At 69.0% G+C, this 26,977-nt stretch carries 17 protein-coding genes, 1 pseudogene and 1 riboswitch; of the genes and pseudogenes, 8 read left to right on the top strand and 10 right to left on the bottom strand.

Annotated elements, in window-relative coordinates:
• Positions 1 to 4: 4 nt before the first annotated feature.
• The 3 genes and pseudogenes from gspD (at position 5) to AC3A5K_RS07240 (ending at position 4,046) form a co-directional block, all read left to right on the top strand.
• Positions 5 to 2,230 carry a type II secretion system secretin GspD gene (gene gspD, locus AC3A5K_RS07250; protein ID WP_487616816.1) on the top strand — a complete coding sequence of 742 codons (2,226 nt, stop codon included), beginning with the start codon at positions 5 to 7 and terminating at the stop codon, positions 2,228 to 2,230.
• Positions 2,231 to 2,256: 26 nt separating this feature from the next.
• Positions 2,257 to 3,084: pseudogene (locus tag AC3A5K_RS07245) on the top strand (glycosyltransferase family 2 protein); the annotation flags it as partial.
• 104 nt (positions 3,085 to 3,188) lie between these two features.
• Positions 3,189 to 4,046, top strand: coding sequence for a glycosyltransferase (locus AC3A5K_RS07240; protein ID WP_487616815.1), 858 nt, complete (start codon positions 3,189 to 3,191; stop codon positions 4,044 to 4,046).
• 88 nt (positions 4,047 to 4,134) lie between these two features.
• On the opposite strand, the gene pyrF is transcribed toward AC3A5K_RS07240, so the two are convergent.
• The 7 genes from pyrF to AC3A5K_RS07205 form a co-directional block, all read right to left on the bottom strand.
• Positions 4,135 to 4,965, bottom strand: coding sequence for an orotidine-5'-phosphate decarboxylase (pyrF, locus tag AC3A5K_RS07235; protein ID WP_487616814.1), 831 nt, complete (start codon positions 4,963 to 4,965; stop codon positions 4,135 to 4,137).
• A gap of 10 nt (positions 4,966 to 4,975) precedes the next feature.
• Entirely contained in the window at positions 4,976 to 5,713 is a 738-nt protein-coding gene (map, locus tag AC3A5K_RS07230; protein WP_487616813.1) for a type I methionyl aminopeptidase, read from the bottom strand.
• A gap of 166 nt (positions 5,714 to 5,879) precedes the next feature.
• The gene (ettA, locus tag AC3A5K_RS07225; RefSeq protein ID WP_487616812.1) at positions 5,880 to 7,541 is read right to left on the bottom strand and encodes an energy-dependent translational throttle protein EttA; all 1,662 of its coding nucleotides are present in this window, start codon (positions 7,539 to 7,541) and stop codon (positions 5,880 to 5,882) included.
• A gap of 152 nt (positions 7,542 to 7,693) precedes the next feature.
• Complete coding sequence (locus tag AC3A5K_RS07220) at positions 7,694 to 13,576, bottom strand: two-partner secretion domain-containing protein (protein WP_487616811.1); 5,883 nt, start codon at positions 13,574 to 13,576, stop codon at positions 7,694 to 7,696.
• A gap of 13 nt (positions 13,577 to 13,589) precedes the next feature.
• The gene (locus AC3A5K_RS07215) at positions 13,590 to 15,269 is read right to left on the bottom strand and encodes a ShlB/FhaC/HecB family hemolysin secretion/activation protein (protein WP_487616810.1); all 1,680 of its coding nucleotides are present in this window, start codon (positions 15,267 to 15,269) and stop codon (positions 13,590 to 13,592) included.
• A 517-nt stretch (positions 15,270 to 15,786) separates the two neighbouring features.
• Entirely contained in the window at positions 15,787 to 17,688 is a 1,902-nt protein-coding gene (locus AC3A5K_RS07210) for a sensor histidine kinase (protein ID WP_487616809.1), read from the bottom strand.
• A 6-nt stretch (positions 17,689 to 17,694) separates the two neighbouring features.
• On the bottom strand, positions 17,695 to 18,369 hold the full coding sequence (locus AC3A5K_RS07205) for a LuxR C-terminal-related transcriptional regulator (RefSeq protein WP_487616808.1): 675 nt from the start codon (positions 18,367 to 18,369) through the stop codon (positions 17,695 to 17,697).
• Between the two features lie 180 nt (positions 18,370 to 18,549).
• On the opposite strand from AC3A5K_RS07205, the gene glyA reads away from it, so the two are divergent.
• From glyA to ribD, 3 genes are all read left to right on the top strand, one after another.
• The gene (gene glyA / locus AC3A5K_RS07200; protein ID WP_487616807.1) at positions 18,550 to 19,803 is read left to right on the top strand and encodes a serine hydroxymethyltransferase; all 1,254 of its coding nucleotides are present in this window, start codon (positions 18,550 to 18,552) and stop codon (positions 19,801 to 19,803) included.
• 147 nt (positions 19,804 to 19,950) lie between these two features.
• A complete protein-coding gene (gene nrdR, locus AC3A5K_RS07195; RefSeq protein WP_487616806.1) occupies positions 19,951 to 20,481 on the top strand; it encodes a transcriptional regulator NrdR in 531 nt (176 codons plus the stop codon).
• A 172-nt stretch (positions 20,482 to 20,653) separates the two neighbouring features.
• Positions 20,654 to 21,751 carry a bifunctional diaminohydroxyphosphoribosylaminopyrimidine deaminase/5-amino-6-(5-phosphoribosylamino)uracil reductase RibD gene (gene ribD / locus AC3A5K_RS07190; protein ID WP_487616805.1) on the top strand — a complete coding sequence of 366 codons (1,098 nt, stop codon included), beginning with the start codon at positions 20,654 to 20,656 and terminating at the stop codon, positions 21,749 to 21,751.
• Between the two features lie 17 nt (positions 21,752 to 21,768).
• Here ribD and AC3A5K_RS07185 read toward each other — a convergent pair whose 3' ends face one another.
• From AC3A5K_RS07185 to AC3A5K_RS07175, 3 genes are read right to left on the bottom strand one after another with little or no spacing between them, the layout of a single operon-like run.
• Positions 21,769 to 22,329 carry a hypothetical protein gene (locus tag AC3A5K_RS07185; RefSeq protein ID WP_487616804.1) on the bottom strand — a complete coding sequence of 187 codons (561 nt, stop codon included), beginning with the start codon at positions 22,327 to 22,329 and terminating at the stop codon, positions 21,769 to 21,771.
• Positions 22,329 to 24,011 carry a hypothetical protein gene (locus tag AC3A5K_RS07180; protein WP_487616803.1) on the bottom strand — a complete coding sequence of 561 codons (1,683 nt, stop codon included), beginning with the start codon at positions 24,009 to 24,011 and terminating at the stop codon, positions 22,329 to 22,331. The genes AC3A5K_RS07185 and AC3A5K_RS07180 overlap by 1 nt, the downstream gene beginning before the upstream one ends.
• Positions 24,011 to 24,730, bottom strand: coding sequence for a hypothetical protein (locus AC3A5K_RS07175; RefSeq protein ID WP_487616802.1), 720 nt, complete (start codon positions 24,728 to 24,730; stop codon positions 24,011 to 24,013). The genes AC3A5K_RS07180 and AC3A5K_RS07175 overlap by 1 nt, the downstream gene beginning before the upstream one ends.
• 279 nt (positions 24,731 to 25,009) lie before the next feature.
• A riboswitch (FMN riboswitch) is annotated at positions 25,010 to 25,158 on the top strand.
• 95 nt (positions 25,159 to 25,253) lie between these two features.
• Between AC3A5K_RS07175 and AC3A5K_RS07170 the strand changes: the two genes are divergently transcribed.
• Positions 25,254 to 25,871, top strand: a complete 618-nt coding sequence (locus tag AC3A5K_RS07170) for a riboflavin synthase (protein WP_487616801.1) — start codon at positions 25,254 to 25,256, stop codon at positions 25,869 to 25,871.
• Entirely contained in the window at positions 25,868 to 26,968 is a 1,101-nt protein-coding gene (gene ribB, locus AC3A5K_RS07165; RefSeq protein WP_487616800.1) for a 3,4-dihydroxy-2-butanone-4-phosphate synthase, read from the top strand. Before AC3A5K_RS07170 ends, ribB begins: the two co-directional genes overlap by 4 nt.
• The last annotated feature ends 9 nt before the right edge of the window (positions 26,969 to 26,977 follow it).

Below are 26,977 nucleotides of genomic sequence, written 5' to 3'. Positions count from 1 at the left end.
TTCGATGACTCCAGCCCTGTCCCTCCGTGCCATCGCATTCGGCACCGGCATCGCGCTGCTCGCCGGCTGCGCCACCGCGCCTACGCCCTCGGTGCGGCGCGACGCCCAGTTGCCCGCCGACGCGCCCGCGAACGTCGACCCGGACGCGCCGGTGGTGCGCAGCCAGACCCTGCTCGACGACGACGATCGGCCGCGGCCGCAGATCCGTCGCGGCACGGGCACCGTGATCAACCGCGGCGCTGCGGCCGCCCCTGCGCCCACGCTGGGCGGCACCACGGGCCAGGCCTCGTTCAATTTCGAAGGCGAATCGGTGCACGCGGTCGCCAAGGCGATCCTCGGCGACATGCTCGGCCAGAACTACGTCATCGCGCCGGAAGTGCAGGGCTCGGTGACGCTGGCGACGCCGCAGCCGGTCAGTCCGGCGCAGGCGCTGAGCCTGCTGGAGATGGTGCTGGGCTGGAACAACGCCCGCATGATCTACAGCGACGGCCGCTACAACATCGTGCCGGCCGATACCGCGCTGGCCACCGGCACGGTCGCACCGCGGACCGGCGGCACCGGCGCCGCGCGCGGCTTCGAAGTGCGCACGGTGCCGCTGCGCTACATCTCCGCGGGCGAGATGGAAAAGGTGCTCGAGCCCTACGCGCGTCCGAACGCGATCATCAGTGCCGACAACGCGCGCAACGTCATCACGATTTCCGGCAGCCGCTCCGAACTCGACAACTACCTGCGCACGATCGAGATCTTCGACGTCGACTGGCTGTCGGGCATGTCGGTCGGCGTGTTCCCGCTGCAGTCGGGCAAGGCGACGCAGGTGGTCGCGGACCTGGAAAAGGTCTTCGGCCAGGACAGCGAGTCGCCGGTGTCGGGCATGTTCCGGTTCATGCCGCTGGAAGGCGCGAACGCGGTGCTGGTGATCACGCCGCAGGCCGATTACCTCGGCGAGATCCAGCAGTGGCTGGAGCGCATCGACAACGCCGGCCAGGAGCCGCGGCTGTTCTCCTACGAACTGAAATTCATCAAGGCCCGCGAGCTGGCGCAGCGGCTGTCGGAAGTCTTCGGCGGCGGCGGTGGCAGCAGCGGCCAGGGCGGTGCGTCGCTGATGCCGGGCACCACCGGCAACACGCTGCGCAGCGGCGGGCTCAATACCCAGTACGGCGACCAGGGCGGCATGGACAGCGGTTCGCGCATGGGCGGCAGCAGTGGCGGTGGCCGCGGCGGGTCGGGCGGCGCGCGCGGCGGCACGCTGGGCGAGATGCAGCTCGACGAGAGTGACCAGGGCCCCGGCAGCGTGACCCTGGAAGTCGAGGGCGACCGCGTCGGCGTGTCCGCGGTCGACGAGACCAACACCTTGCTGGTGCGCACGACGCCCGGCGCGTGGCGCTCGATCCGCGACGTCGTCGAGCGGCTCGACGTGATGCCGGCGCAGGTGCACATCGAGGCGCAGGTGGTCGAGGTGCTGCTCAGCGGCCAGCTCGAGTACGGCGTCAACTGGTTCATCGAAAAGGGCATGACCGACAACGCCATCGGGCCGTTCGGGCCGGATGGCCCCAGCCGCTGGAGCACGCTGGGCGCGAGCATCGGTGGCGTGTCCGGCCCCGGCGCGGCGTGGACCCTGGTCAAGAACGACGCGGCCGCGGTGATCCGCGCGCTGGACGAGGTCACCGACGTGCAGATCCTGCAGTCGCCGTCGGTGTTCGTGCGCAACAACGCGATGGCCGAATTCAACGTCGGCGCGAACATTCCGATCTCCACGACCAGCGTCAATCCGATCCTCGGCGACAGCCAGTACACCCAGGTGCAGTACCTGGAGACAGGCACCATCCTCAAGGTGCGGCCGCGCGTGACCCGCGACGGCATGGTGTTCCTCGACATCGTCCAGGAAGTCAGCTCGCCGCAGCCGCAGAACACCGCCGACAGCCAGGGCAACGTGCGCATCGACACGCGCCGGCTCAAGACCGAGGCCGCGGTGCAGGCGGGCGACACGGTGATGCTGGCGGGCCTGATCCGCGACGAGGTCGGCCGCACGTCCGGCGGCCTGCCGGGCCTGAGCCGTATTCCGGTCATCGGCGGACTGTTCGGTACGCAGAGTTCGCGCACCGAACGGACCGAAGTCATCGTGCTGCTGACGCCGACGATCGTGCGCAATCCGCAGGAAGCGCGTCAGCTGACCGACGAATACGGCCGCCGCTTCCGTGCGCTGCAGCCGCTGCAGCGTCCGCAGGACTGAGCGGGCCGTGCGGGGGAGTTCGACGCATGACTGAGTGGCCGGTCGTGCTGTTGCCGGTGGGGCACGACGACGACGCGCTCGACGCGTGCCTGGCCGCGCTCGATGCCGGCACGCCCGCGGGCGCGCGGATCTGGCTGGCCGACGATGCCCGCATCGGCCCGCGCGGCGCCGCGATCGTGGAGCGCTGGCTGGCCAGCACGCCGCTGCAGGCCGACTACACCTGCCGCCAGCGCGGCATCGGCGAAGTCGCGCATCTCGACGACGTCCTGCGCGCCTGCGGCGATGCCGATGTCGTCGTGCTGGCGCCCGATGCGATTCCGCTGCCCGGCTGGCTGATGCAGCTGTCGGCCTGTTTCGCGCGCGATGCCTCGATCGCCACCGCGACGCCGTGGTGCAACGCCGGTGAAGCCGCGTCGTGGCCGCGGATCGGCGAGATCAATGCGCATCCCGAGGACGGCACGCGGCTCGCCGGCGCCTGCCGCCAGCTGGCGCCGCTGCATCCCGAACTGCCGGCCGCGGTCGGCCATGCGGTCCTGCTGCGCGGCAACGCGCGGCGCAAGGCGGGCGGACTGGATACCTCGAGTTACGTGTCCTGGTACGCGGCGCTGATCGATCTGTCGCTGCGCATGTCCGGGCTCGGCTGGCGCAACGCGCTGTGCGAAACCGCCTTCGTCGCCCGGGGCGGCGAGGGCGGCCCCGCGGACGGGGATCTGGACGCGCTGGCCGCGCGCTGGCCGGCCTGGCATTCACGGCTGGCGACGTTCCTGATGCAGGACCCGCTGTCCGACAGCCGTCAGGCGCTCGCCCGCCATTACGCCGCGCTGGAACACGCGCCGGCGCAGCAGCAGCTGTTCCCGGGCGATGCGGCGGCGGAAGGCGAGGGCGAAGATGCTGACGCGCTGGCTGCGCCGGTCGCGGACGACACGGCGACGGCCGCCCTGCACGCGGGTGACGTGCGTTGAACGCGTCGATCGAATCGCCGGCGGCCGACATCGTCGCGATCGTCGTCAGCTACCAGAGCGGCAGCACCATCGAGGCCTGTCTGAAGCGCCTGCGCGCCGCGACGGGCGTGGCCCAGATCCGCGTCGTCGACAACGGCTCCACCGACACGACCCTCGCCATCGTGCAGCGCCATGCCTCGCTCGATCCGCGCGTGCACTTCATCGCCAATCCGGACAATCCCGGCTTCGCGGTCGCCTGCAACCAGGGCGCGCGGGATGCGGACGCGCCATGGATCGCCTTCGTCAATCCGGATTGCCTGGTCGACGGGGACACCTTCCTGCGCCTGCGCGCGCACGCCGACGCGCTGGCAGTGCCCTGCCTGCTGGGCACCGAACTGGTCGGGGAAGACGGCGCGCGTGATCCAGCGGCGCGGCGGCGCGATCCCGATTTCGCCGCGATGCTGGGCAACGCCGCCGCGCGCGTGCTCGCGGTACCGCGCGATCCGGCGCAGGCGTTGCAGCGCACCGAGGCGATCTCCGGCGCACTGATGCTGATGCCGCGGACGCTGTTCGATCGCATCGACGGCTTCGATACCGGCTACCGCCTGCACGCCGAAGATCTGGACCTGTGCCGCCGCGCACGCGAAGCCGGCGCCGTGGTCGCGGTGGCCAACGACGTGGCGGTGCTGCACGTGCGCGGCGTCTCCAGTCGCTCGCGCCCGGTGTTCGTCGAATGGCACAAGCACCGCGGCCTGTGGCGCTACTTCCAGCGGTTCGAAGCCGGCCGGCGACCGTGGCCGGTACGGGCTGCCGTGTGGGCCATGATCTGGGGCCGGCTTCCGCTCGCCGTGCTGCGCCGCGCGGCGCAGGGCTGAGTCGATTCAATTCCGCCCGTGAGGCGGGCCGGTGCCGGCGTCCCTGCGACGCGCGGACCATGCACGCGCCTAGTCGCTGCGCGGGTGCTCAGCGATGCCGGTTGATCGCATCCCGCAACGTGCGCGCCTCGCGCGCCGCGGCGTCCGCGTAGTCGTCGCCGTTCGACGCGTAGAGGATCGCGCGTGAGGAACTGACCATCAGACCAGTGCCATCACTGGTCTTCGCATGCGTGACCACCGCTTCGACATCGCCGCCCTGCGCGCCGACACCCGGCACGAGGAACGGCATGTCGCCGACGATCGCGCGCACTTCGCGCAACTGCTCGGGCCAGGTCGCGCCGACGACCAGCGACACGTTGCCGCGGGCGTTCCAGTCGCGCGCGATGGTCTCGGCGACGTGCTGGTACAGCGGACGCGTGGCGCCGTCGTGCGCGACCGGGAGGTCCTGCAGATCGGCCGCGCCCGGATTCGAGGTGCGGCACAGGATCACGACGCCCTTGTCGCTGCGGTCGAGGAACGGCTGCACCGAATCACGACCGAGGTAGGGATTCACCGTCACCGCATCGGCCTCGAAACGCGCGAAGGCCTCGGCGACGTAGCGTTGCGCGGTGCTGCCGATGTCGCCGCGCTTGGCATCGAGGATCACCGGCACGCCCGGGTGCGCGGCATGCAGATGCGCGATGAGCCGTTGCAGCGCGTCTTCCGCGCCCAGCGCGGCGAAGTGCGCGATCTGCGGCTTGAACGCGCAGGCGTATTCGGCGGTGGCGTCGGCGATGTCGCGGCAGAACGCGAACACCGCATCGGGGTCGTTGGCGAAACGCGCGGGGAACTTCGCCGGTTCGGGGTCGAGACCGACGCAGACGAGCGTATCGGCGGACTGCCAGCGCGCACGCAGCGCCTGCATGAAGGTGTGCGTCATGGAACGGCTCTCAGGTGACGATGATCGGCGCGCCGTGGGTGACGACGACCGTGTGTTCGAACTGCGCCCCGAAGCCCTTGGGGCAGATCAGCGACCAGCCGTCGTCCAGGTCTTCGGTGCGCGTGGCGTGGGTCGCGAGGAACGGCTCCACCGTGATCACCATGCCGTCGTGCAGGCGGCGGGTCTCACGGGGATCGAAATAGCCGGGAATCGAACCGGGCGATTCGTGCAGTGCCCGGCCGACGCCGTGGCTCTGCAGGTTGCGAATGATGCGGAAACCGCGGCGCGCGGCAACGGTCTCGATGGTGCGGCCGATGCTGGAGAGCAGTTCGCCCGCACGCAGCTGGGCGATGGCGGCATCGCGCGCTTCGCGCGTCGCATCGAGCAGACGCTGCTGCGCGGCGCTCGCGGTGCCGACGACGAAGCTCGCGCCGGTGTCGGCGAAGAACCCGTCGAGCTCGGCGGAGACGTCGATATTGACCAGATCGCCGTCCTGCAGCGGCGTCGCATTGGGGATGCCGTGGGCGACGACGCGGTTGACGCTGATGCAGGTCGCAGCCGGGAAGCCGTAGGTCAGCACCGGCGCGGATTGCGCGCCGGCGTCGTGCAACATGTCGGCGCCGATGGCGTCGAGTTCGCGCGGCGTCGTGCCGGCCATTGCCTGCTCGCGCATCGCCGTCAGGATGCGCGCGACGAGTGCGCCGGCGCGCTTGAGGCCTTCGAGTTCTTCCAGGGTCTGGATGGTCATTCTTGGGTCCTCTGCAGATGGAATCATCCGGCTTTCATTTCGGCCGTCACTCCCGCGCAGGCGGGAGTCCATGGACGTCGAGCCAACGAGGTCCTTGGATCCCCGCCTTCGCGGGGATGACGATCCGGCAAAGCCGCGCCTGTGGTGCAGGCGCGGGCCGGATCTGTCACTTCAGCGCCTTGAACCGCAGACGCTTCGGACCCGCGTCGTCGCCCATGCGGCGGCGCTTGTCTTCTTCGTACTCGCGGTAGTTGCCCTGGAAGAACTCGACGTGGCTGTCGCCTTCGAACGCGATGATGTGCGTGGCGATGCGGTCGAGGAACCAGCGGTCATGCGAGATCACGAACGTGTTGCCGGGGAACTCCAGCAGCGCGTCTTCGAGTGAACGCAGGGTTTCGATGTCGAGATCGTTCGACGGTTCGTCGAGCAGCAGCACGTTGCCGCCCTGCAGCAGGGTCTTGGCCATGTGCAGACGACCGCGCTCACCACCGGAAAGCGAGCCCACCAGCTTCTGCTGGTCCTGGCCCTTGAAGTTGAAGCGGCCGATGTAGGCGCGCGACTGGATCTCGACGCCGTTGATATTGAGGATGTCGAGACCGCCGGAGATCTCCTGGAAGACGTTGTGGTTGCCCTCCAGCGCGTCGCGGCTCTGGTCGACATACGACAGCTGCACGGTCGGGCCGATGACGATCTGGCCCGAATCCGGCTTCTCCTGCCCGGTGATCATCTTGAACAGCGTGGATTTACCCGCGCCGTTCGGACCGATGATGCCGACGATCGCGCCCGGCGGAATGATCATCGACAGGTTGTCGATCAGCAGGCGGTCGCCGAAGGTCTTGCTGACGTTCTTGAACTCCATCACCGCATTGCCCAGGCGCTCGCCCGGCGGGATGAAGAGTTCGTTGGTCTCGTTGCGCTTCTGGTAATCCACCGACTGCAGTTCTTCCAGTCGGGCCAGGCGCGCCTTGCCCTTGGTGCGGCCGCCCTTGGCGTTCTGGCGCGACCATTCCAGTTCCTTCTGGATCGCCTTCTGGCGGGACTTTTCCTGGTTGTCTTCCTGCTTCAGGCGCTCGTCCTTCTGGGTCAGCCAGTCGGTGTAGTTGCCCTTCCACGGAATGCCGCGGCCGCGGTCGAGTTCGAGAATCCACTCGGCGGCGTTGTCGAGGAAGTAACGGTCATGGGTGACCGCCACGACAGTGCCGGTGTAGCGCGCGAGGAACTGCTCCAGCCACTCCACCGACTCGGCGTCGAGATGGTTGGTCGGTTCGTCGAGCAGCAGCATGTCCGGCTTCTGCAGCAGCAGGCGGCACAGCGCCACACGGCGCTTCTCGCCGCCCGAGAGGTTGCCGACCTTGGCCTCCCACGGCGGCAGGCGCAGCGCATCGGCGGCCACGTCGAGCTGGTTTTCCAGCGTGTGCGCATCGCCCGCGGCGAGGATCGCCTCCAGGCGCTCCTGTTCCTTGGCCAGCGCATCGAAATCGGCGCCTTCCTCGGCGTAGGCGTCATAGACCTTGTCCAGCGCGGCCTGAGCTTGCAGCACTTCGCCCACGCCTTCCTCGACTGCCTCGCGGACCGTCATCTCGGGATCGAGCTGCGGTTCCTGCGCCAGATAGCCGACTTTGGTGCCGGCCTGCGCACGCGCCTCGCCTTCGAAATCGGTGTCGACGCCCGCCATGATCTTGAGCACCGTCGACTTGCCGGCGCCGTTCAGGCCCAGCAGACCGATCTTCGCGCCCGGGAAGAACGACAGCGAGATGTCCTTGATGATCTGCCGCTTCGGCGGGACCACCTTGGACACGCGGTTCATGGTGTAGATGTATTGCGACATGGGGGCTCCGGTACGCGGACGGGGCGCACGGGCGGGGGCCGCGTGCGTCCTGTCGGAAGGGGAAGCCGCCGATTATACCGGCAAGGCGCCCTGGGCTCAGGCAGTGGCGCCTGCGGACCCGGGGGCCGTGGCGAGCCCTCCGGATCCCGATGTCATCGGGCCGATGTCACCGCGCATCGGGCGCTGGCCGCCGCCGCGCCTTCGCACGCTGCATCTGCCGGCAGGCGGATACCGCTGTCTTCGACCCGGATCGGCGATTCGCCAGTACGTCCGCGCTCCTCGATCGGGGCGACCTGGCGCCGGCTCGCGTCCACCGCCCGCGCCACACCCAGTGCGTCGGCATTGCCCAGGCCACCGACATCCAAGATGCCGTCGACGTATTCGACAACGTAATTGCCCAGCCCTTCGCCGGCCGCGTCGCTCGCCGCGATGACGTACCGGCCGGCGAGCGCGTCGGGCCCCGTACCGTCACTGCGCAGCGTCACACCGTCCACGCGATCCGCATTCTGCAGGCCGTCGACCGTGTAGCCGTTGAGGTCGGTTCCGAGGCCGATCGGCTTTTTCACGTCGTTCGCCCGGATGACCAGCGCGGCCGGATCCACTGTCAGGTGGCCCCCGTCGCGCACTGCAAGCGTGTAGCCGGAGGCGCGGAGGCCGGTGTCGTCGATGGTGATCACGTACGGGCCGCCTGCCACGGTGGCGGCGGCGGAAGCGCCGTCGGAGCGGATCGATAGCGCGCCGCCGATCACGTCTGTCAGCGTGTGACCGCGATACGCACCTGCCGCGTCCTGCAGCAGGCCGTCGGCACGCAAGGCTTTTGACAGGTCGGCTGTCTGGCCATAGGTCTTGCGCAGATCCGTCGTGGCCAGCGTGAGCGTCGGGCGCTCGCCGAATGCGTACCGGTTGCCGGTCTCGAGCACCGCGTCCGGCGACACAACGCCGGTCAGGCCGGTGTTGCCGCTGTCCAGGCCGCCGAAGACGTGACCGGCATCGATCCCGGCCATGTGCACGATCCAGCGCCCGTTGCGGCTGTCGAGCCCGGTCGCGCCGGCGAGGTTGCGGAACACGCCACCGGTCGACACGTGGATGTCGCCGCCGGCGCGCGCGTTGGCGCCGAGGATCATGTCGGCGCGCGCGGTGATCGACAGACTGTCATTCACGTCGATCGTGTTCCCCAATGTGACTTGGTCGGCCGAGACCGTCAGGTCGGCCAGCGCGTTGCCGCTACCGATCGCCTGTGCGAACCGCACCTCCCCGTTGCCGGCCGTCGCCATCAGCGTATGTGCCGTGCCGCCGGCCGAATCGATCGTGCCGGTCACCAGGATGTCGCCGGCGCTGCTGTCCAGAGCGACATCGGCGGCCAGCGCCATGTTTCCGCGCCAGATCTGGTCGCCATGGGTGGAGACATCGCTGCCGAGCCGGATCGTCGCCGCTCCGATGTCGACACTGCGCGCGGACACGGCGCCCAGCGTCAGCGCATTCGCATCGACGATCTCGACGGCATTGCCTGCCAGCAGCAGGCTGCCTCCGAAATCATTGCCGGCATGCGCCAGCGTGATGTCGCCGCCACCGGCGCCGATGTCGGTCGTGCCCGCGACCCGCAGCGCACCCGACTGGCCGACGTCGCCACCATTGGAACGCGCGCGCAGCGCGCCGGCGACCTGACCTTGGCCCAGATCGAGTCCGCCCTGGCTGATCGCGGTCAGCGCGCCGGCGGTCACGGTCCCGAGCGTCAGTGCGTTGCGGTCGGTGATCGCCACCGTGCCGCCACGCAGGTTCAGCGTGCCGGTGACGTCGTTGCCGGCGTGATCCAGTGTGATGTGGCCGGTAGCGGCATCAAGCGTGCCGCCGCCGAAGACCAAGCCACCGCTCTGGCGGATCCCGCCACCGTTGGAGCGCGCCGTCACCGCACCGTCGACCTGGCCCTGGCCCAGACCGAGCGCACCCTGGCTGGTCACGTCCAGCGTATCGAGCACCAGCGTGCCGAGCGTGAGCGTGTTGATGTCGCGGATCACGGCGTTGCCGCCGCGCAGTGACACCGGACCGCCGAAGTCGTTGAACCCACCCAGCGTGATGTCGCCACCGGACGCGATCATGGTCGTGCCCATCGCGACGATCGCACCGGCTTGCTGCCGGATCGCGCCGCTGCTGCTGGACATCGCAAGTGCACCCCTTGCCGCCACGTCGGCGCCCAGCACGAGGCCGTCACGCCCGTCGAGGGAGACCGTACCGCCCCCCAATGCATGCGCGATCTGCAGCGTGCCCGCGTCCGATTGCAGCGTCAGCGCGCCGGCGCCCGTGTCGATCGCAGTCGCGAGATCAACGGTGCCGGCACGCAGGGAGACATCGGCATCGTCGCCACCGTCGATGTGGGTGACGCGCAGGGTGCCGGCGCCACGCAGCGCGATGTCGCCGCCTGCGGTCGCGCGGACGTTGCCGCCGAAGCGGTTGCCGACGTGGTCCAACGTGATGTCCTGGCCGGCTTCCAGCGTGGTGGCGTTGCCGACTTCGGTCGCGCCGTCCTGGCGGATGGCACCGGTGCTCGTTGCCAGCAGGTCTCCGCTGATCCGGCCGCTTCCGAACACGATGCCGCCGGTGCCGGAGGTGATGTCGAGATCGCCGCCGATGTCGACGCCGCCGAGCGTCACGCCGGCGCCCGTCAGTGATGCACCGTCGGCCACGGTCGCCTCGCGCAGCGACAGCGCGTACGCGCCACTGTCGGCAGTCAGGCTGGCGACGTCGATACCGTCCAACCGCAACGCGGACGCCGCGTTGACGATCGCATTGGCGCCGGTCAGCGAGACATCGCCACCGAAGGCATTGAGCACGTTGTCGAGGGTGATGTCGCCCGTCGTCTCGAAGCGCGATGCGCCACCGACGGTGTAGGCACCGTCCTGGACGATGCCGCCATTGCGTGCGGCGATCGTCAACTGGTCGTCCACCCGGATCGCGCCGGTCGACACGGCACTGCCCTCGAGCGTCAGGCTGCGCAGCGCGCGCGCGGTGCCGACCCAACCGATGGACACGTTGCCTGCAGCGGACAGGCGCAGTGTCGCCGGATCGATGATCGATTCCTGCATGAGGTCGCCGGTCGTGATGTTCCCCGTCTGGCTGCGCACGGTCACCTGCGGCGCGGTTACCCGTAGGTTGCCGAAGGCGACATCGCCGGTCGCGGTGATGTCGCCGCCGACGATGGCCGGATAGACACGACGCGCGTCCAGCGAAGCGAGTGCCCGGGTCTGCCCCACTGGCCCCCCGAACCGGACACCTGCGCCCTGCGCATCGATCACGAGGGCATGGGGACCGTCCACCGTGCTGACGAAATAGATCGTGCCGAACTGGCTGTGCAGGCGGGTATCGCGGTCCAGAATCACGGCACCGTCGAAGTACTGGAGACCCTGGGTCGAAATGTCGCTGGAGAAGCGAAGTTCCGGCGCGGCTGCGAATACGGAGGACACGTTCACGGTACCGAAGCGCAATCCGCTGTCGCTGCGGATGTCGGTGTTTTGCCCTCTCAGCGACACCGCACCGCCGAAGGTGTTGCCGGCGTTGCGAAGGGTGATATCCGCGCCCCCCACGTCGAATGCGGCGGCGCCGCCGACCCGCACGTGTGCGCCGCTGCGCTGCGTGAGCAGGCCCGCGCTGCGCAGCGCGAACGCTCCGGCGACGTCCACATTGCCGAGCGCGGAGATCGCATTGCTGCCGGTCAGCGTCGCGCTGCCGGCGGACAACATCAGCTGCGGTGCGCGCAGTGCGCCGGCGAGCTGGTTGACTGCGCCGCCGCTCGACAGCGTCAGTGCGTTCGCCGCCGTCACGTCATGCACAAGGTTGAGGGCCGTGCCGCCATGCAATTGCACGGTGCCGCCGGCCAGTGCACCGGATGTGGACAGGGTGTTGCCTGCCGACAGGGTCAATGCACCGCTGCCGGCATCAATGGCGGCCGACCGCAGCGTCAGGCTGCCGCCTGCAGTGAGCGACACCGCCGAATTGCCGCCGTTGTCCATGCGGCTGATCGTCAGGTCGTTCGCATCCCGCAACGTGATGCCGGCACCGCGCACGTCGACCGCGCCGCCGAACCGGTTGCCCGGCAGACCCAGCGCGACCGCACCGGTCGCGTCGAGCGTGGAGAGACCGGCGATCGACAACGCGCCTGTCTGGGTGATGCTTCCGCCCGTCGCCGTGGCGGCGAGTGCGCCGTCGATGGTTCCGCCGCTGAAGGCGATACGGCGGCCGGTCGCGGACAGGCCGCCGACCTGAAGCTGGGCGAGCGACAGGTCGCCCGCGGTCGCCACGGCGGCCTGGCCGCCACTTCCGAGCGAAACCTGCCCACCGAAGGCATTCCCGGTCAGACCGAGGTCGATCGCACCGCTCGCCTCGAACCGGCCGGCACCGCCGATGGAAAGGGCACCGGTCTGGCGGATGTCGCCGGCGACCGCGGACACGTCGAGCGCGCCGAACGTGCCGCCGTCGAGCGTGACGTTGCCGGCGGATACCGTCAGATTCTGGTGATCGAAAACCCCCAGCGCCAGCGTGCCATTGGCGGTCAACGCGGCGGCACCGCCGCTGGCGAGCGTGACTGCGCCGTTGAAACTGTTGGCAGCGTCCGTCCATGCGATCGCACCGCCCGCGTCGAGCGAGGTGGTGCCGTTGACCGAGATCGCGCCGGTCTGCGTGATCGCGCCCGCCATGTCCAGGGACAGATTCCGAGTCTCGCGCAGTGCATCGAAGGGTGCGTCGATGGTGCCGCCGACGCGCAAGCCGGAACTGCCGGCGAGCGTGACGTCACGCCCGTAGAAGTAGGTGGTGCCGCCGAACACGTTGTCGGCGCTGGTCAGACGGATGTCGCCCGCCTGCACCACGCCCTGCGCATAGGTGTAGGCGATGAGCTGCGTGTCGCCCGAATCGAGGTGGCCGGCCGTCTGCCGGATGGCGGGACCCCTGGCGGCCAGGGACCGGCTCTCGAGCGTGCCCAACAGCGCCACCTCCCCCCGGTCCGCCGCGAGCGATACGTCGCCGCTGGAGACGATCGAGCCACCTGCCGAAACGCCGGCATTGGTGCCGATCAGCTCCACCCGCCCCTCGAGGCCACCGAGCGAATTCGCAGTGATGACGCCGCTCGTGTTGACGGCGCTGGACACCACCCCCAGCGCAGCGGCGCCGATCATCCGGACCGACCCGCCATCGGCCTGGATCCGCCCTGCGTTGTCGACCAGCACCGCGGCGCCTGGCGCTGGGTTGGTGCTCGAATGCGCGCTCACGCGATGCGTCGGCCCCAGCACGACTTCCGCACGTCCCGCGCCGACCAGGTGGATGGCGCCCTGATCGGCCGTCAGCGTGCCACCGGCGCCATCGGGCGCTGACGGGCCGTTGAAGACGGACGCGCCGACCAGACTGATCGAGCCGCCAAGCGCGTGGGTGCGGATGTCGCCGTGATTGATGACGGCCGCGGGTGTGCCACCGACGAGATCGAGCGTGCTGCCCTCCTCGTAGAACCGCCGCAACGGGTCGCGGGTATCGCCGACGAACTGCGGGCCCAGCGCCAGGGTCGACGCCACCAGGCTGCCGACGTTGACCTGCGAACCTGCGCCGAACACGATGCCGCTGGGGTTGATCAGAAACACGCCTGCGTCGGCCTCGAGCGCGCCGAGGATCTGCGACACGCTGCCGCCGGTCACCCGATTCAGCGCGATGCTGCCCGCCGACTGCACGAAATCGACCTTGGCGTTGCTGCCGATGTCGAATGTGTTCCAGTCGATGACCGTGCGTCCGTTCTGCACGATTCGCAGCAGGTTCCCGGTTCCGCGATCGAAGCCGGCGCTGCCGTGAAGGACGTTCTCGCCGGTGGGCAACTGGCCGGCGGGCACGGTCTGCGCCCATGCGCCGCCGGCGAAGAACAGCGCGACCGGGAGCAACGCGCGCAGCGGCGGGCGCGCGGGACGCGTATCGATACCGGAACGCGTACGACATGCGAGCTCGGACACCACCTGCACCTGACCCAGCGCGCGGTTGAAGACAAGGCGGAAAATGCGGTTCATCGTCGATGTCCTCTCAGAACGTCATGCCGAGACGCGCCCAGACCTGGACGCCGTCGTCATTGATGGAGCGGGTGCCGCCGGTGGGACGGGCCGCGGTGAGGTCCACGCGCAGATCGGGCTGCCAGGGCAGACGCAGGCCCAACCCGACGCCGGCGCCCTCCAGCGTCATGGGCAGCACACCGCGCTGGCGGCCGTCTGCGGCAGGCGAGGTGCGGCCCCAGTCGTAGAACGCCGATACGGTGAGCAGGTCGCGCCAGGTGTGCCCATCGAACGGAGAGGCGCGCTCGGCGAAGCCGGGCGCGTCCACCTGGTACTCCAGCGTCGCCTGCACGCCGCGGTCGCCCAGCCCGCTGGAGAGCGCGAATGCGCGCACGCTGTCCGGGCCACCGATGCTGAACTGCTCCATGGGCACCAAAGCGTCGCTGGTGAACTGCGCGTTGCCACGCAGGAGTACGCGCTGCTGTCCGGGCAGCGCCTGCAATCGGGCCAGCGACAGGCGTCCGACGAGGAAATGCGATTCGTGCGCGGGATAGAGCCAGTTGAACGCGGGTGATTCGTCGTTGATGGACTTGCGAATCGAGGCCTGGACGACATTGATGCCGCGCAGACGTCGGTCGGTGTGGCGCAGGCTCAGACCGGTCTCGATGACGTCGAAGGTGTGCCGCGACAGTTCCATGCCCAGGCCATCGAGCCGCGACTGCTCGTGGATCCAGCGCGCCGATGCGCGTGCCAGCAGCCCCGGCGACTGGACGAACGCCCAGTCCACGCCGGCATATCCAAGCGTCGTGGGACCGTGGATCTCCAGCGCTGCGAAGGGGCCGGTGTTGAGTTTCAGTTCGCTGCGGCTGAGCCCAAACACGGCGCTGAGGCCCGGGCGGCGTGACGCAGGCAGGTTCAGTGCCACTGCGGCCTGCCAGCTGTCGGACGGATCGATGCCGTAGCCGACGCTGGCCGACAGCGTGTCGCCAGCGCCCAGCGTGTTGTAGGCGCTGATGGCGGCTTCGGCGCGATAGCGCCCCGTGGAATCGGTGCCGTGGTTGCTGACGCCCACGCGCACGCCGTAGGGGCGTGCATCGTCCTCGGCCACCAGCACGATGTCGGTTTCGCCGGTATGCAGGCCCGGTTGCAGCAGTGGGGTCAGCTGCACGCCGGGCAGGTCGCGGGCGTAGAGCAGGGCGCGCTCCAGTTCGCGCTGGTGCGCGGGTCGGCCGATCAGGCCGACGCTGCTGGCGGCAAGCTGGCTGTCGCGATAACGCTGGCTGCCCTGCACCAGCACCCGGCCGATGGTGCCCTCGATCACCTCGACGCGGACCACACCGTCGGCACCGATCTCCTGCGGCGGCACGTACGCCACCGCCACCAGGAATCCCGCCTGCCGGTAGCCCTCGGTCACGCGGTCCGCGATGCGGTGCAGCAACGCGAGGTCCGCCTGCACCGGCGGCGGACCGCCGAGTTCGCGCAACGCCGCATCGGCCCAGGCCTGCACACGCTCGGGCGTGACACCTGCCACGCGATGGTCGCCGACGCCGTTGACCCGGATGCCGCGCAGCTCCAGTCCTGGCGTCGCGGTCGCCGATGCGGGGGCGATGGCGCCCTGACCAGGGCTTGCCGCGTGCAGGGGCAATGCTGCGGCCAGTGCAGCCGCAAGCAGGCCGACAGCTGCACGGGGTGGAACAGGACGGGGCAGACGCATACAGGACTCCGATGGAACGACAGGTGCAGGCGCACGGCCGCACCCGCGCATACGCGCGGGCCAGCGGCGCGGGCGCCGGCTCGGGATCGTGGTGGTGCGGCAGTCGTCCACGACCCGGCAGGCAGGTCGAGAGGTGGACGGGTTCGACATGACCGGATCCCCCGAACGGTCAGTGCGGTCCGGGGCAGCAGCGCCTCGGGCAGGCGCGAGTATGCCGCCGCCGCGTCGGGCGGGAAATCACTGGAATTGGGTAGCCGGCGCCGCTCGCGAAGCGCTGCGTGGCCTGCAACGCAGGTGTCGGCTGGTGTTTTCAGTGATCCGTTGATGCGCTGGACATGCAGGGCGCCGCCACGATGATGTCGACGCGTAAGCCCCGTCCATCCAGCGGATCGACGCCGAGAGGCGGTGCAGTCTGCCGTGCGTCAGGAGGCTGCGTTGCGCGGTGAACGCCTGCAGGGCGCTTCTTCATCCACGCCTTAAGACGCACACGTCCGGGGAGCGCGCGAGATGCTGCCCATCAGCGCGACCCGGTCGGCGGCGTCGCGCTGTCGGGAGACACGCGGAATTCCACCTGCACGGTGGTGCTGCCAGCGCGGGACGTGACGTCCAGCCGGGCGCCCAGATTGGTGGCCCGCGATTGCATGGAGCGCAGGCCGATGCCGTCCGCGGATGCCTGCGCGGCCTGCACGTCGAATCCGCAGCCGTCGTCGTGCACGGTCAGACGCAGGACCTGCGGCGCGGGCGCCTCGAGCGAGACCGACACCGCGTCGCCCCGGCTGTGTTTGACGATGTTGGCCAGGGCTTCTTCGAGCAGCCAGGTCAGCAGCAGCGACTGCCGCGACGATGGCGCGCTGTCCCAGTGGGGGAGTAACGACCATTCACTGCGGATGCCGAGCGCGTCGAACAGTGTGGAAAAACGGTGGCGCACCGGCGCCGCCCAGGCGGCGGGCGTCTGTGGGCTTTCGGCATCGGTGGCGGCATCGCTGTCGATGATCTGCCGCAGGTCGTCGCGCAACGAGCGCAGCGTGGACAGGTGCCGGCGGTGCGCGACATCGGTATCGGCGTGGCGCTCGGCCAGGGCGATGGCGCGTCCCAGCGCGCTGCCGAAACCGTCGTGCAGGTCGTAGGTCAGTTGCAGTCGCGCCTGCAGACGCGAATTGGCCACCGCCAGCGCCTGCTCCTGGCGCAGCGCGACGCCCAGGTCGTCGCAGGCCTGGGTCACGGTGGCGTTGAGTTCGTGGTTGAAGCGTTCGATGCGGCGCATGTCACGGGCGATCCGCACCGCCAGCAGGATGGCGAGTGCCTGCATCAGCAACAGGCCTGCGACCGGCGCGAGCGCGGGCTGATCCTCCAGCACACCCGCCACCAGCATCAGGTCGTGGGCGGTGACACCGATGAAGAGCAGCGCCCCGAAGCCCAGCGCGAGCGTGGTGCCCGTGCGCTGGCGTGCGGCCGTCACCACGAACCCCAGACAGGTCGCCATGAACAGTGCCAGCGTTGCGAATGCGATCCAGCCGACCGTCGTCGCGAGGGCGCCATCGGGCACCGCGAACAGAATGATCACCGCGAGCAGGACGGCGCACGCCAGCGTGGACGTCCGCCACCGGTCGCCGGCGCTCGCGGGCTGCAGACGCCAGGCCAGCATGCGGAAACTGCCGACGTAGACCATCAATGCCAGGGTGTTGGCGCGCACCAGGGTGTACACGTCGGGGAAGGGCCAGGCGCTGGTGGCCAGCACGTTCCAGATGAAGGCCGCCCACGCCAGATTGGTCAGGGTGAACCAGCCGTACTCGGTGCGCCGGCGGTGCAGCAGCCAGATGCCGGCGAACGTGCTTGCGAACAACAGCGACACCGTCATGTTCACGATGAACATCAGGCGCTGCTGGGCCCACCGCGACTGGAACCATGCATGTGCCTCCGGCGTCGGCAGCACGTGCAGGCGCCCCAGACCCGGCGATTCGAGGGCGTGGCCCTGCACCGCGAACCACAGCGTGTTGTCGCCGGGCGCGATCGCCGCGTCGTCCAACTGGATGTGCCGCGGCATGTTCCAGTTGCGCGACAGCGGCGCGGTGAGCTGCCCGTCCTGCCAGATCCGGGTGTCGTTGAGATGGATCTCGCCGGCCATGTTGATCGATTCGATCACCAGCGACAGCGGCGTTGCGGAGCCTGCGCAACCGGCGCGCCAGATCACCCGGTACCAGACCGTGCCGCTGTGTCCGGCCCAGCGATCGGTCCAGCGGTCCGGCAGCGTGACCGGCGTCCAGCCCGTCGCGGGGCGCTGCGCCATGTCGGGCGGCGTGTCCAGGTCTGCAGGTCCGGGCGCGGCGTGCACGGCGGTTACGGTGGGACGGCAGGCGTCTGCGTCGACTGACACGCAGACGAGACCGAGCAGCAGCGACAGCAGGATCCAGACGCGCACGATGGCTCAGTCGAGCAGGCCCATCAGACGGGCCTCGTTGACGGCACGTGTACGGGACGACACCGCCAGTTTGCGATACACGTGCTTGATGTGACATTCGACGGTGTAGCGCGACAGGCTCAGCTGTTCGGCGATCTCGCGGTTGCTGAGGCCTTCGGCCACCAGCGCCAGGATCTGCTGCTCGCGCCCGCTGAGGCTGGCGCCGGGTGTCTGCGGGTTCGCACCCTCCTTGGCCGCCGGCAGCTCGGCGATGATCTGCCGGGCGATGAAGGGATCGATCGGTGCACCGCCCCGCAGGATGCTGCGGATCGACAGCATGACTTCGAGATCGTCGCGCTCCTTGAGCACGTAGCCGGTGGCGCCCGCACGCAAGGCGGCCAGCAGGGTCTGGTGCGCGCTCCAGGCCGAGATCACCAGGATGCCCATCGTGGGATCGGCGGCACGCAGCTCGCCGATCAGCGCCAGGCCATCCCCGTCGGGCAGGCGCAGATCGACCAGCGCGATCGCGAACGGCTGCTCGGCCACCACCGCACGCGCTTCGGTCAGCGTGCCCGCGCAGACGATGGCGTCATCGGTATAGCCCAGCTCGGACAGTAGGTGTCGCAGCCGTACCTGCATCAGAGGTTCGTCTTCGACGATCAACAGCGGGGCGGGCAGGGTGGCGTCGGGAGCGATGGACATGTCGGGCGGCAGGAGCCGGCAACGCGGCGCGTGCTGCACTATTCCACGGCGGCGGCGTGGGCGACCATCCCTGAAAGCAGGGATGGCGGGCCCGGTCGCCGATGTCGACACCGGGATGGGCGGAGCGAACGGCTACAATTGGCGCCCGGAATGTTCCGCTCGCCTTCTCCCGGAGTCGCCATGTTTGCCCGTGATGCCCGCCTCGAAACCTACGATCCCGAACTGGCCCAGGCCATCGCCGACGAGACCCGCCGTCAGGAAGACCACGTCGAGCTGATCGCGTCGGAGAACTACTGCAGCGCGCTGGTGATGGAGGCGCAGGGCAGCCAGCTGACCAACAAGTACGCCGAGGGCTATCCGGGCAAGCGCTATTACGGTGGCTGCGAGTACGTCGACATCGCCGAGCAGCTCGCGATCGACCGTCTCAAGCAGCTGTTCGATGCCGACTACGCGAACGTGCAGCCGCATTCGGGTTCGCAGGCCAACCAGGCCGTCTATTTCGCGCTGCTGCAGCCGGGTGACACGATTCTCGGCATGTCGCTGGCGCACGGCGGGCATCTGACCCACGGCGCCAAGGTCAATGCGTCCGGCAAGCTGTTCAACGCGATCCAGTACGGCGTCAATGATGCCGGGTTGATCGATTACGACGAAGTCGAGCGTCTCGCCGTCGAGCACAAGCCGAAGATGGTCGTCGCTGGGTTCTCCGCGTATTCGCAGGTCGTCGACTGGGCGCGCTTCCGCGCGATCGCCGACAAGGTGGGGGCGTATCTGTTCGTGGACATGGCGCACGTCGCCGGTCTGGTCGCCGCCGGCGTCTACCCGAGCCCGCTGCCGCACGCGCATGTCGTCACCTCGACCACGCACAAGACGCTGCGCGGTCCGCGCGGCGGCATCATCATCGCCAAGGGTGCGGGCGAGGAGATCGAGAAGAAGCTGCAGTCGATCGTCTTCCCCGGTATCCAGGGCGGCCCGCTGATGCACGTGATCGCCGGCAAGGCGGTCGCGTTCAAGGAAGCGCTGGAGCCCGCGTTCAAGACCTACCAGCAGCAGGTGGTGAAGAACGCGCAGGCGATGGCCAAGGTCATCATCGAGCGCGGCTACAAGATCGTCTCGGGCGGCACCGAAAACCATCTGATGCTGGTCGACATGATCGGCAAGGACGTCAGCGGCAAGGACGCGGAAGAAGCCCTCGGCCGCGCCCACATCACCGTCAACAAGAACTCGGTGCCCAACGATCCGCGCAAGCCCTTCGTGACCTCGGGCCTGCGCCTGGGCACGCCGGCGGTGACCACGCGCGGTTACCTCGAGCAGGACTGCACCGATCTCGCCCACTGGATCTGCGACGTGCTCGATGTACCGAAGGACGAGGGCGTGATCGCCACCGTGCGCGACAAGGTCGCCGCGCAGTGCGCGAAATATCCGGTGTATGGCTGAGAAGCGGTGATGACCGGACATTCGTCCGTTTGAAAGCCGTGATGGGTGATCGGTGATTTGCAGAGGCGATTCACCGTCACCTGACCGGTCGCGCAGCGCTGCGCTTGTCCCGATCACAAATCACGAATCCTCCAATCACGGCTCCCCATGCATTGCCCCTTCTGCCAGCACACCGACACCCGCGTGATCGATTCGCGCGTGTCCGAGGACGGCGCGACGATCCGTCGCCGCCGCGAGTGCGAGGCGTGCGGCGAGCGGTTCAGTACGCTGGAGACCATCGAGCTCAAGCTGCCGGCGATCATCAAAGATGACGGCCGGCGCGAGCCGTTCGATGCGAAGAAGCTGCGGCTGAGCATGGACCGTGCGCTGCACAAGCGTCCGGTCTCCGAGGAGGAGGTCGAGACGGCTGTGCGCGCGGTCGTGCATCACCTGCGCATGACCGCGGAGCGCGAGGTGTCGTCGCGCCGCGTCGGCGAGTTCGTCATCGGCGAATTGCGCAAGCTGGACCATGTCGGCTTCGTGCGCTTCGCATCCGTCTACCGCGCGTTCGAGGACGTCGCCGATTTCCGCGAGGAACTCGATCGTCTGGAGCGCGATCTGCCTGGCGATGCGCAGCTGCCATTGCTCGAAGGCGGCACGCTGCCGTCCGGCAAGGGCGACAAGCCCCGCAGGCGCTGAGCCCCGTTTCCGCGCCGATGTCCGTATCGAGGGCGCGCCACCCGGATCGGCACACTGTCTGCGCACCCGGTGGCCCGGTCGGTGCAATTCCAGACGCGCGGGCGCATCCGCAGCCAGGGCGCCGCTACGTCTGCCTCCATCCGTGATCCGACCCGATTCGAGGAGTCCACGCATGCATACCTTCACTGCCGACGATCACCGCCACATGGCGCAGGCCTTGCGCCTCGCCGAGCGCGGCGCCTGGACGACGCGCCCCAATCCGATGGTCGGCTGTGTCCTGGTCCAGGGCGATGCGGTGGTCGGCGAAGGCTTCCACGTGCAGAAGGGCGGGCCCCACGCCGAAGTCGTCGCGCTGCAGGCGGCGGGCGAGCGGGCGCGCGGCGCGACCGCCTATGTGACGCTGGAACCCTGCGCGCACACCGGCAGCACCGGACCCTGCGCCGACGCGCTGATCGCAGCCGGCGTGTCGCGTGTGGTCGCGGCGATGCGCGATCCGTTCCCGCAGGTCGACGGCGCCGGCTTCGACCGCCTGCGTGCGGCGGGCATCGACGTCGGGTCCGGCCTGATGGAAGCGCAGGCGCGCGCGCTCAACCGCGGATTCCTGTCGCGCGTGGAACGCGGCCGGCCCTGGCTGCGGGTCAAGCTGGCGAGCAGCCTCGATGGCCGGACCGCACTCGCCAACGGCGAATCGAAGTGGATCAGCGGCGCCGCCTCGCGCGCGGACGTGATGCGCTGGCGTGCACGCGCGGGCGCGTTGCTGACCGGCAGCGGCACGGTGCTTGCGGACGACCCGCACCTGACCGTGCGCCTGGACGACGACGCACCGGTCGCAACGCCGCTGCGCGTGGTACTGGACGCGGGGCTGGCGACGATCGCGCGCGGCAACATCCGTGACGCCGCCGCGCCCACGCTGTACGTGCATGCCCATGACACCAAGGTGCCGCACGGGTTCGACGCGCCGCGAGTGGCCGTGGCGCGCGATGCGGCCGGCCAGCTGGACCTCGCCGCGGTGCTCGCACTGCTCGGCGAGGCCGGCATCAACGAGGTCCAGGTCGAAGCCGGGGCGACGCTGTCGGGCGCCTTCCTGCGCGCGGGTCTGGTCGACGAGTTGCTGCTCTATGTCGCGCCCGTGCTGCTGGGCGAACGCGGGCGACCGCTGTTCGACGGGCTCGGGATCGAGACGATGGCGCAGCGGCTGCAGCTGCGGATCGTCGAGACGCGCCACGTCGGCGACGATCTGCGTCTGTTGCTGCGTCCGTCCGCGCCCTGACAGGACCGGGCAATTCGTCAGCGCAGCGCCGCCTGCACGTAGCCGCTTTGCGCATCGGCGTCTGCCTCGGGTCGCACACACAGGCGTTCCCCGCATAACTGCACATCGGCCGCGTTGTAGGCCTTGAGCAGATCGGCCGAAATGCGTTGGCGCTGGATCTCCCCGGCGTAGTACCGGGTCGACGTCATCCCGGCGATCAGGATTGCGAGCAGGGCGATGCCTGCGGCTCCCGTGCTTGTCCACAGCACGCCACGATGCACATGGCGCGCACGTTGCACCTGTGTGGCCAGCGCCTCGGAGGCTTGCTGCAACTGCGTGCTCGACGCGTCCAGTTGTTGCACGCAGCGCGTGACCGGCCGTTCGATCGCATCGCCGACCCGAGTCAGGAGCGCCTTGTGCAGTTGATTCATCTGCTGCTCGGTGGAGGCGCGCACCTGTTCCGGCACCTGGCGTGCCGATGTCTGCAGCGCCTCGCGGCTCTGCGCGCAGTAGCGATCGAACTGGGCCACCAGCACTGCCATCTTGCCGAGCAGATCTTGCAGTGCATCCGGGGTGAGCTCTGCCGGCGAGGTGGGCATCAACGCATCTCCATGACGGGCGCGGGATGGAGGTGGGCCGGTGGCGCATGGAAAGGCTGCAACTGGGCCTCGGCCGCCTGCGCTTGCTGCTCGATCGCATGGGCAGCCTCTGCCTGCATCGTCTGCACGGCCGGGCGTTGAGCCAGGGCATCGGCCATCTGATGGAAGCTGCGCGTGTCGCCGGTTTCCAGTGCGGCCAGCATGCGATCGAGTTGCGTCGACAGGCTGTCGTACTGCGATACGCCAGCTGCAGGGCGTACTTCCTCCGGCGTCGATATCGGGCGGTGCTGGTGCCGATGCGGCGTGCCCTCGGGTGTGCGTGTGAAATCAAAATGTCCCGTCACTGGCGGGGTCTGCCCGATATCCACATAGGCCTGGCGCACGTCGGTGTCCGCGCCGGTCGGCAGCGGCGTGTGGCTCGGCGGGAACGCGAGACCATTGCGCTCCAGCAGCACCTCGTCCAGCCGCAGCCGACCCATGTCCAACTGGATCGGCGGTGTGCTGCCGTCCGCCTGTCGGGCCAGTTGCCGGTGGGTGTAGATCACCACAGTCACCGCGTCGGCCCCGTAGTAATTGGGGTAGTCGGAGTCGCCGTGATGGCCGATCCGGGTCTGTTCGGGCGACTTGTCGAAATAGTGCTGCGCGACTGCGGCGATGTTGGCCTCGCTCATGCGCAGGCTGCCGTCGGGCTCGAAGGTGATGCCGGGTTGTGGCTCCACCTGCCGGGTGAGACCGTCTCTCAGAACAAAGTCGTTGATGCGTTGCGTGCCCCTGTTGGTCTCTCGGTTCGCCAGATCGAACATGTCGGAAAAACTCGCATTCCTATTACTTTGCTGCAGTTCGCTCAGGGTGGCGTTCCAGCCGGCAATCTGCGCCTTGGCCTCATCGGCGCGTGCGGCCTGCTGGTAGCGGGCCAGCGGGGCGGTGTAATCGTAGGCAGGGCCACCGTTGCGCGCGATCTGCGTAATGTCCTCGATGAATCGCAAGCGCTCCGCCTGCTTGGCCGCAGCGTTCAGGCCGTGCTGCACCTCGTGTCCCATCACGAACGTCAAGTCGGTACGGGCGCGGGCGTCCTGCTGGAAATCGATCGGTGGTCGGTTCAGTACGGTCGACGGCAGCGCGAGCGCGCCTGTGGCTGCGTCGTAGGTGCCGCCGGCATGTACGGTGCCAGGGAGCGATTCGAAACCACGCAGCGGGGCGGACTGCATGGACGCCGGTGCAACAAGAGCCTGTCGTAGCTGTGCCACCAATGCCGGCGACCCGTTCAGCGCGGCTTGGAGGTTGTCCACCATGTCCTGATTGACAGGCTGCTCGCGGCGCTCGGCATCGGTCCAGTGACCCTGTGCGTAGCTGGCCAGCATCTGATGGATACGCAGGGTAGCGGCCAAAGTCGCTGGAGTCTCTGCGTCGCCGACCCGCAGCTGATCCGCAGGCACTGCCAACTGACCGATGTCGGAGTCGTACCGGCCGATCGGCAGACCTGCATCCGCCGGTGCAGGGATGAAGTCTCGCACGTGCCCTTGCGCGGCGAGTCGCTGAAAGCTCGCGTGCAGCGCAGCGTCGCCGGCCAGTACAGCGCGCAGCTGTGCGGCTTGCGCGGGTGTCACGTCCGGTCGCTGCGCGAATCGCTCCAGCGCCGCCTCCAGCTGTACGCCCGGATTGGTGGCATCGGGACCGCTCATCACTGCGACTTCTCGTAGAAGCCGACGGCAATGCGCCGCACGCAGGGACGGCGCCGGTCGGAATCAAGACGCGCCACCTCAGGTCGGTAACGGATGCTGACGCTGACATCGCCGCGCCGATAGTAGGCATAGGGCAAAGGCAGGGGGTGCCTCGGCACCAGGTGATGTTCGACCTCACCGCGGGCATTGGTAAAGGGGACGTAGTGCTGCAGTTCATAGGACACGAGGTCGTCGCGCTCGAGAAAGCCCATTGCCAGCAGCGCTTGGTGATAGGCCTCGAAATCCAGTATGCAGATCGGCGCCATGTCCACTAAACCGGCGTCCTCTCGGTGCAGGAAATCCAGTTCCGCCATCGTATGGCTAGGCTCTCCCTCAGTTTCGGAGAACCCGATCGCGTAATGCCAGCCCGACTCCGGCATACGCACATTGAACTGCGGCCCCGGTTTCCCGCGCTCGCCTTCCAGCGTGAGCCCCGTGACCTGTTGCACATGGTCGAAGGTCAGCTGCTCGTAACGCTGCAGACTGTCGACCAGTTGCAGGAAACGGCGGCCCATCAGTTCCGGACTCATGTCGGGCACTTCATCCTGCATATGCAGGCCCGGATAGCGGGGCTGTGGGGGTGTGGGCACGGCGTTGTCCTGGGATGGGGCGACAGGGTGCGCGCAGGCGCTGACGAGGCAGGCCAGCAGGGCGGCGGAACGTAGGCGCGGCAGCGTCATGATCGGAGTTCTGTGGGCAGAGTCGGTGGAGGCCGAAAAGAGCTCCAAGGCAGGGTGCATGAAACCGGAGGTGACGTCCGTCAGACAATGGCGCGATGGAGGTGTCTGTGACTGGGTGCCCGGTGCACGGCGCTGTCGTCGCGCGATCAGGCGTTTGCTTCGGCCATGTCACGGGGAGGGAGCGGGTGCTCCTGCAATGAAGCATCCCGCGGCGCGGGCTGGGGCAGCGGGCCGGCGCTGCTAGAATGCGCGGGCCGGCCCTGCCGGCAACACACAATCGAATGTCTTCGGGGCGGGGTGGAAGTCCCCACCGGCGGTAGGCGCGGCGACGCGCGAGCCCGCGAGCGCTGCCGGCACACGCCGGCGGGTCAGCAGATCCGGTCGAATGCCGGAGCCGACGGTCAGAGTCCGGATGCGAGAAGACGACCTCATGCGTGGCCGATGGGCCGTGCACGCTGTCGCGTCCCGGACCGTTCCCTTTCGGCTAGACCGTGCGGATGTCCGTGCGGACGGAGGCAGCGACATGTTCACCGGACTGATCGAAGGCGTCGGACGCCTGGTTTCCACCGAGGCCCGTGGCGGTGACGCGCGGCTGCGCATCGCGGTCGGCACGCTGCCCTTCGACGGCGTGGCGATGGGCGAGAGCATCGCGGTCAATGGCGTCTGCCTGACCGTGGTCGCGTTCGACGACGCGCATTTCGAGGCCGATGCCTCGACCGAAACCCTGTCGTTGACCACGCTCGGCGCGCTGGCCCAGGGCCGCGCGGTGAATCTGGAGCGCGCGATGCGCCCGACCGACCGCCTCGGCGGCCATATGGTCAGCGGCCATGTCGATGGCGTCGGCAGCGTCGCCTCGGTGCACGACGATGCACGCGCGCAGCGCTGGCGCTTCGATGCGCCGGCCGCGCTGCTGAAGTACGTCGCGCACAAGGGTTCGATCTGCGTCGACGGCGTCAGCCTGACGGTCAACGCCGTCGATGCGACCGGCTTCGAGGTCGCGCTGGTGCCGCATACCGTCGCGCACACCGCATTCGGCAGCACGGCCGTCGGCGAAGCGGTGAATCTGGAAGTGGATCTGGTCGCGCGCTACGTCGAGCGTTTGCTCAGTGCGGGCGTCGTCCCCACGGGAGCGGCGGCATGAACTTCGCACCCGTTCCCGAACTGCTGGAAGAAATCCGCCAGGGCCGCATGGTCGTCATCGTCGACGACGAGGACCGCGAGAACGAAGGCGACCTGATCATGGCCGCCGAGCTGGTCAAGCCGTCGGACATCAACTTCATGGTCACCCACGCCCGTGGCCTGGTGTGCCTGTCGGTCACGCGCGAGCGCTGCGCCCAGCTCGGCCTGGCGCCGATGGTCCAGCGCAATACCGCGCAGTTCCAGACCAATTTCACGGTGTCGATCGAAGCCGCCGAAGGCGTGACCACCGGCATCTCGGCCTACGACCGCGCGCATACCGTGCGCACGGCGGTGCGGCCGGACGCCAGGCCGCAGGACCTCAGCCAGCCCGGGCACATCTTTCCGCTGACCGCGCAGCCGGGCGGCGTGCTGACCCGCGCCGGCCACACCGAGGCCGCGAGCGACCTGCCGATGCTGGCTGGGCTCGAACCTGCGGGCGTGCTGGTCGAGGTGCTCAATGCCGACGGCACGATGGCGCGACGTCCCGAACTGGAAGTCTTCGCGCGCACGCATGGCCTGAAGATCGGCTCGATCGCGGACCTCATCGCCCATCGCCTCGCCACCGAGCACACCGTCGAGCGCATCGACGCGCGCGAGATCGAGACCGAGTTCGGCCCGTTCAAGCTGGTGACGTATCGCGACCGCATCGCCCACGAACTGCATTTCGCGCTGGTCCGCGGCGCGCCCGACGCCGGCACGCCGACCCTCGTGCGCGTGCAGGTGGAAAACCCGCTGAGCGACCTGCTGCACTGGCGGCGCGACGATTTCGGCGTGGCCGCGACCGATGCGCTGCGCGCGATCGCCGACGCGGGGCAGGGCGTGATGGTGGTGCTGTCGGCGCCTCGCGACGGCGAAGCCCTGCTGGCGCGGCTGCGCCAGCAGCCGGTCGAACGCCCGCCGGGCAAGGACAAGGACGTGGGGCAATGGCGGCGCAACGGCGCCGGCGCGCAGATCCTGGCCGATCTCGGCCTCGGTCAGCTGCGCGTGCTGGGCACGCCGCGCAAGCAGATCGGACTCGCCGGCTACGGTCTGGAAATCGTCGGATACGTGCAGCCGTGACGCGTCACC

It is taken from the genome of Luteimonas sp. Soil_C_5 (assembly GCF_057656615.1).
The sequence above is the reverse complement of the archived record's forward strand: the minus strand, read 5'-3'. Positions and strand labels throughout refer to the sequence as shown.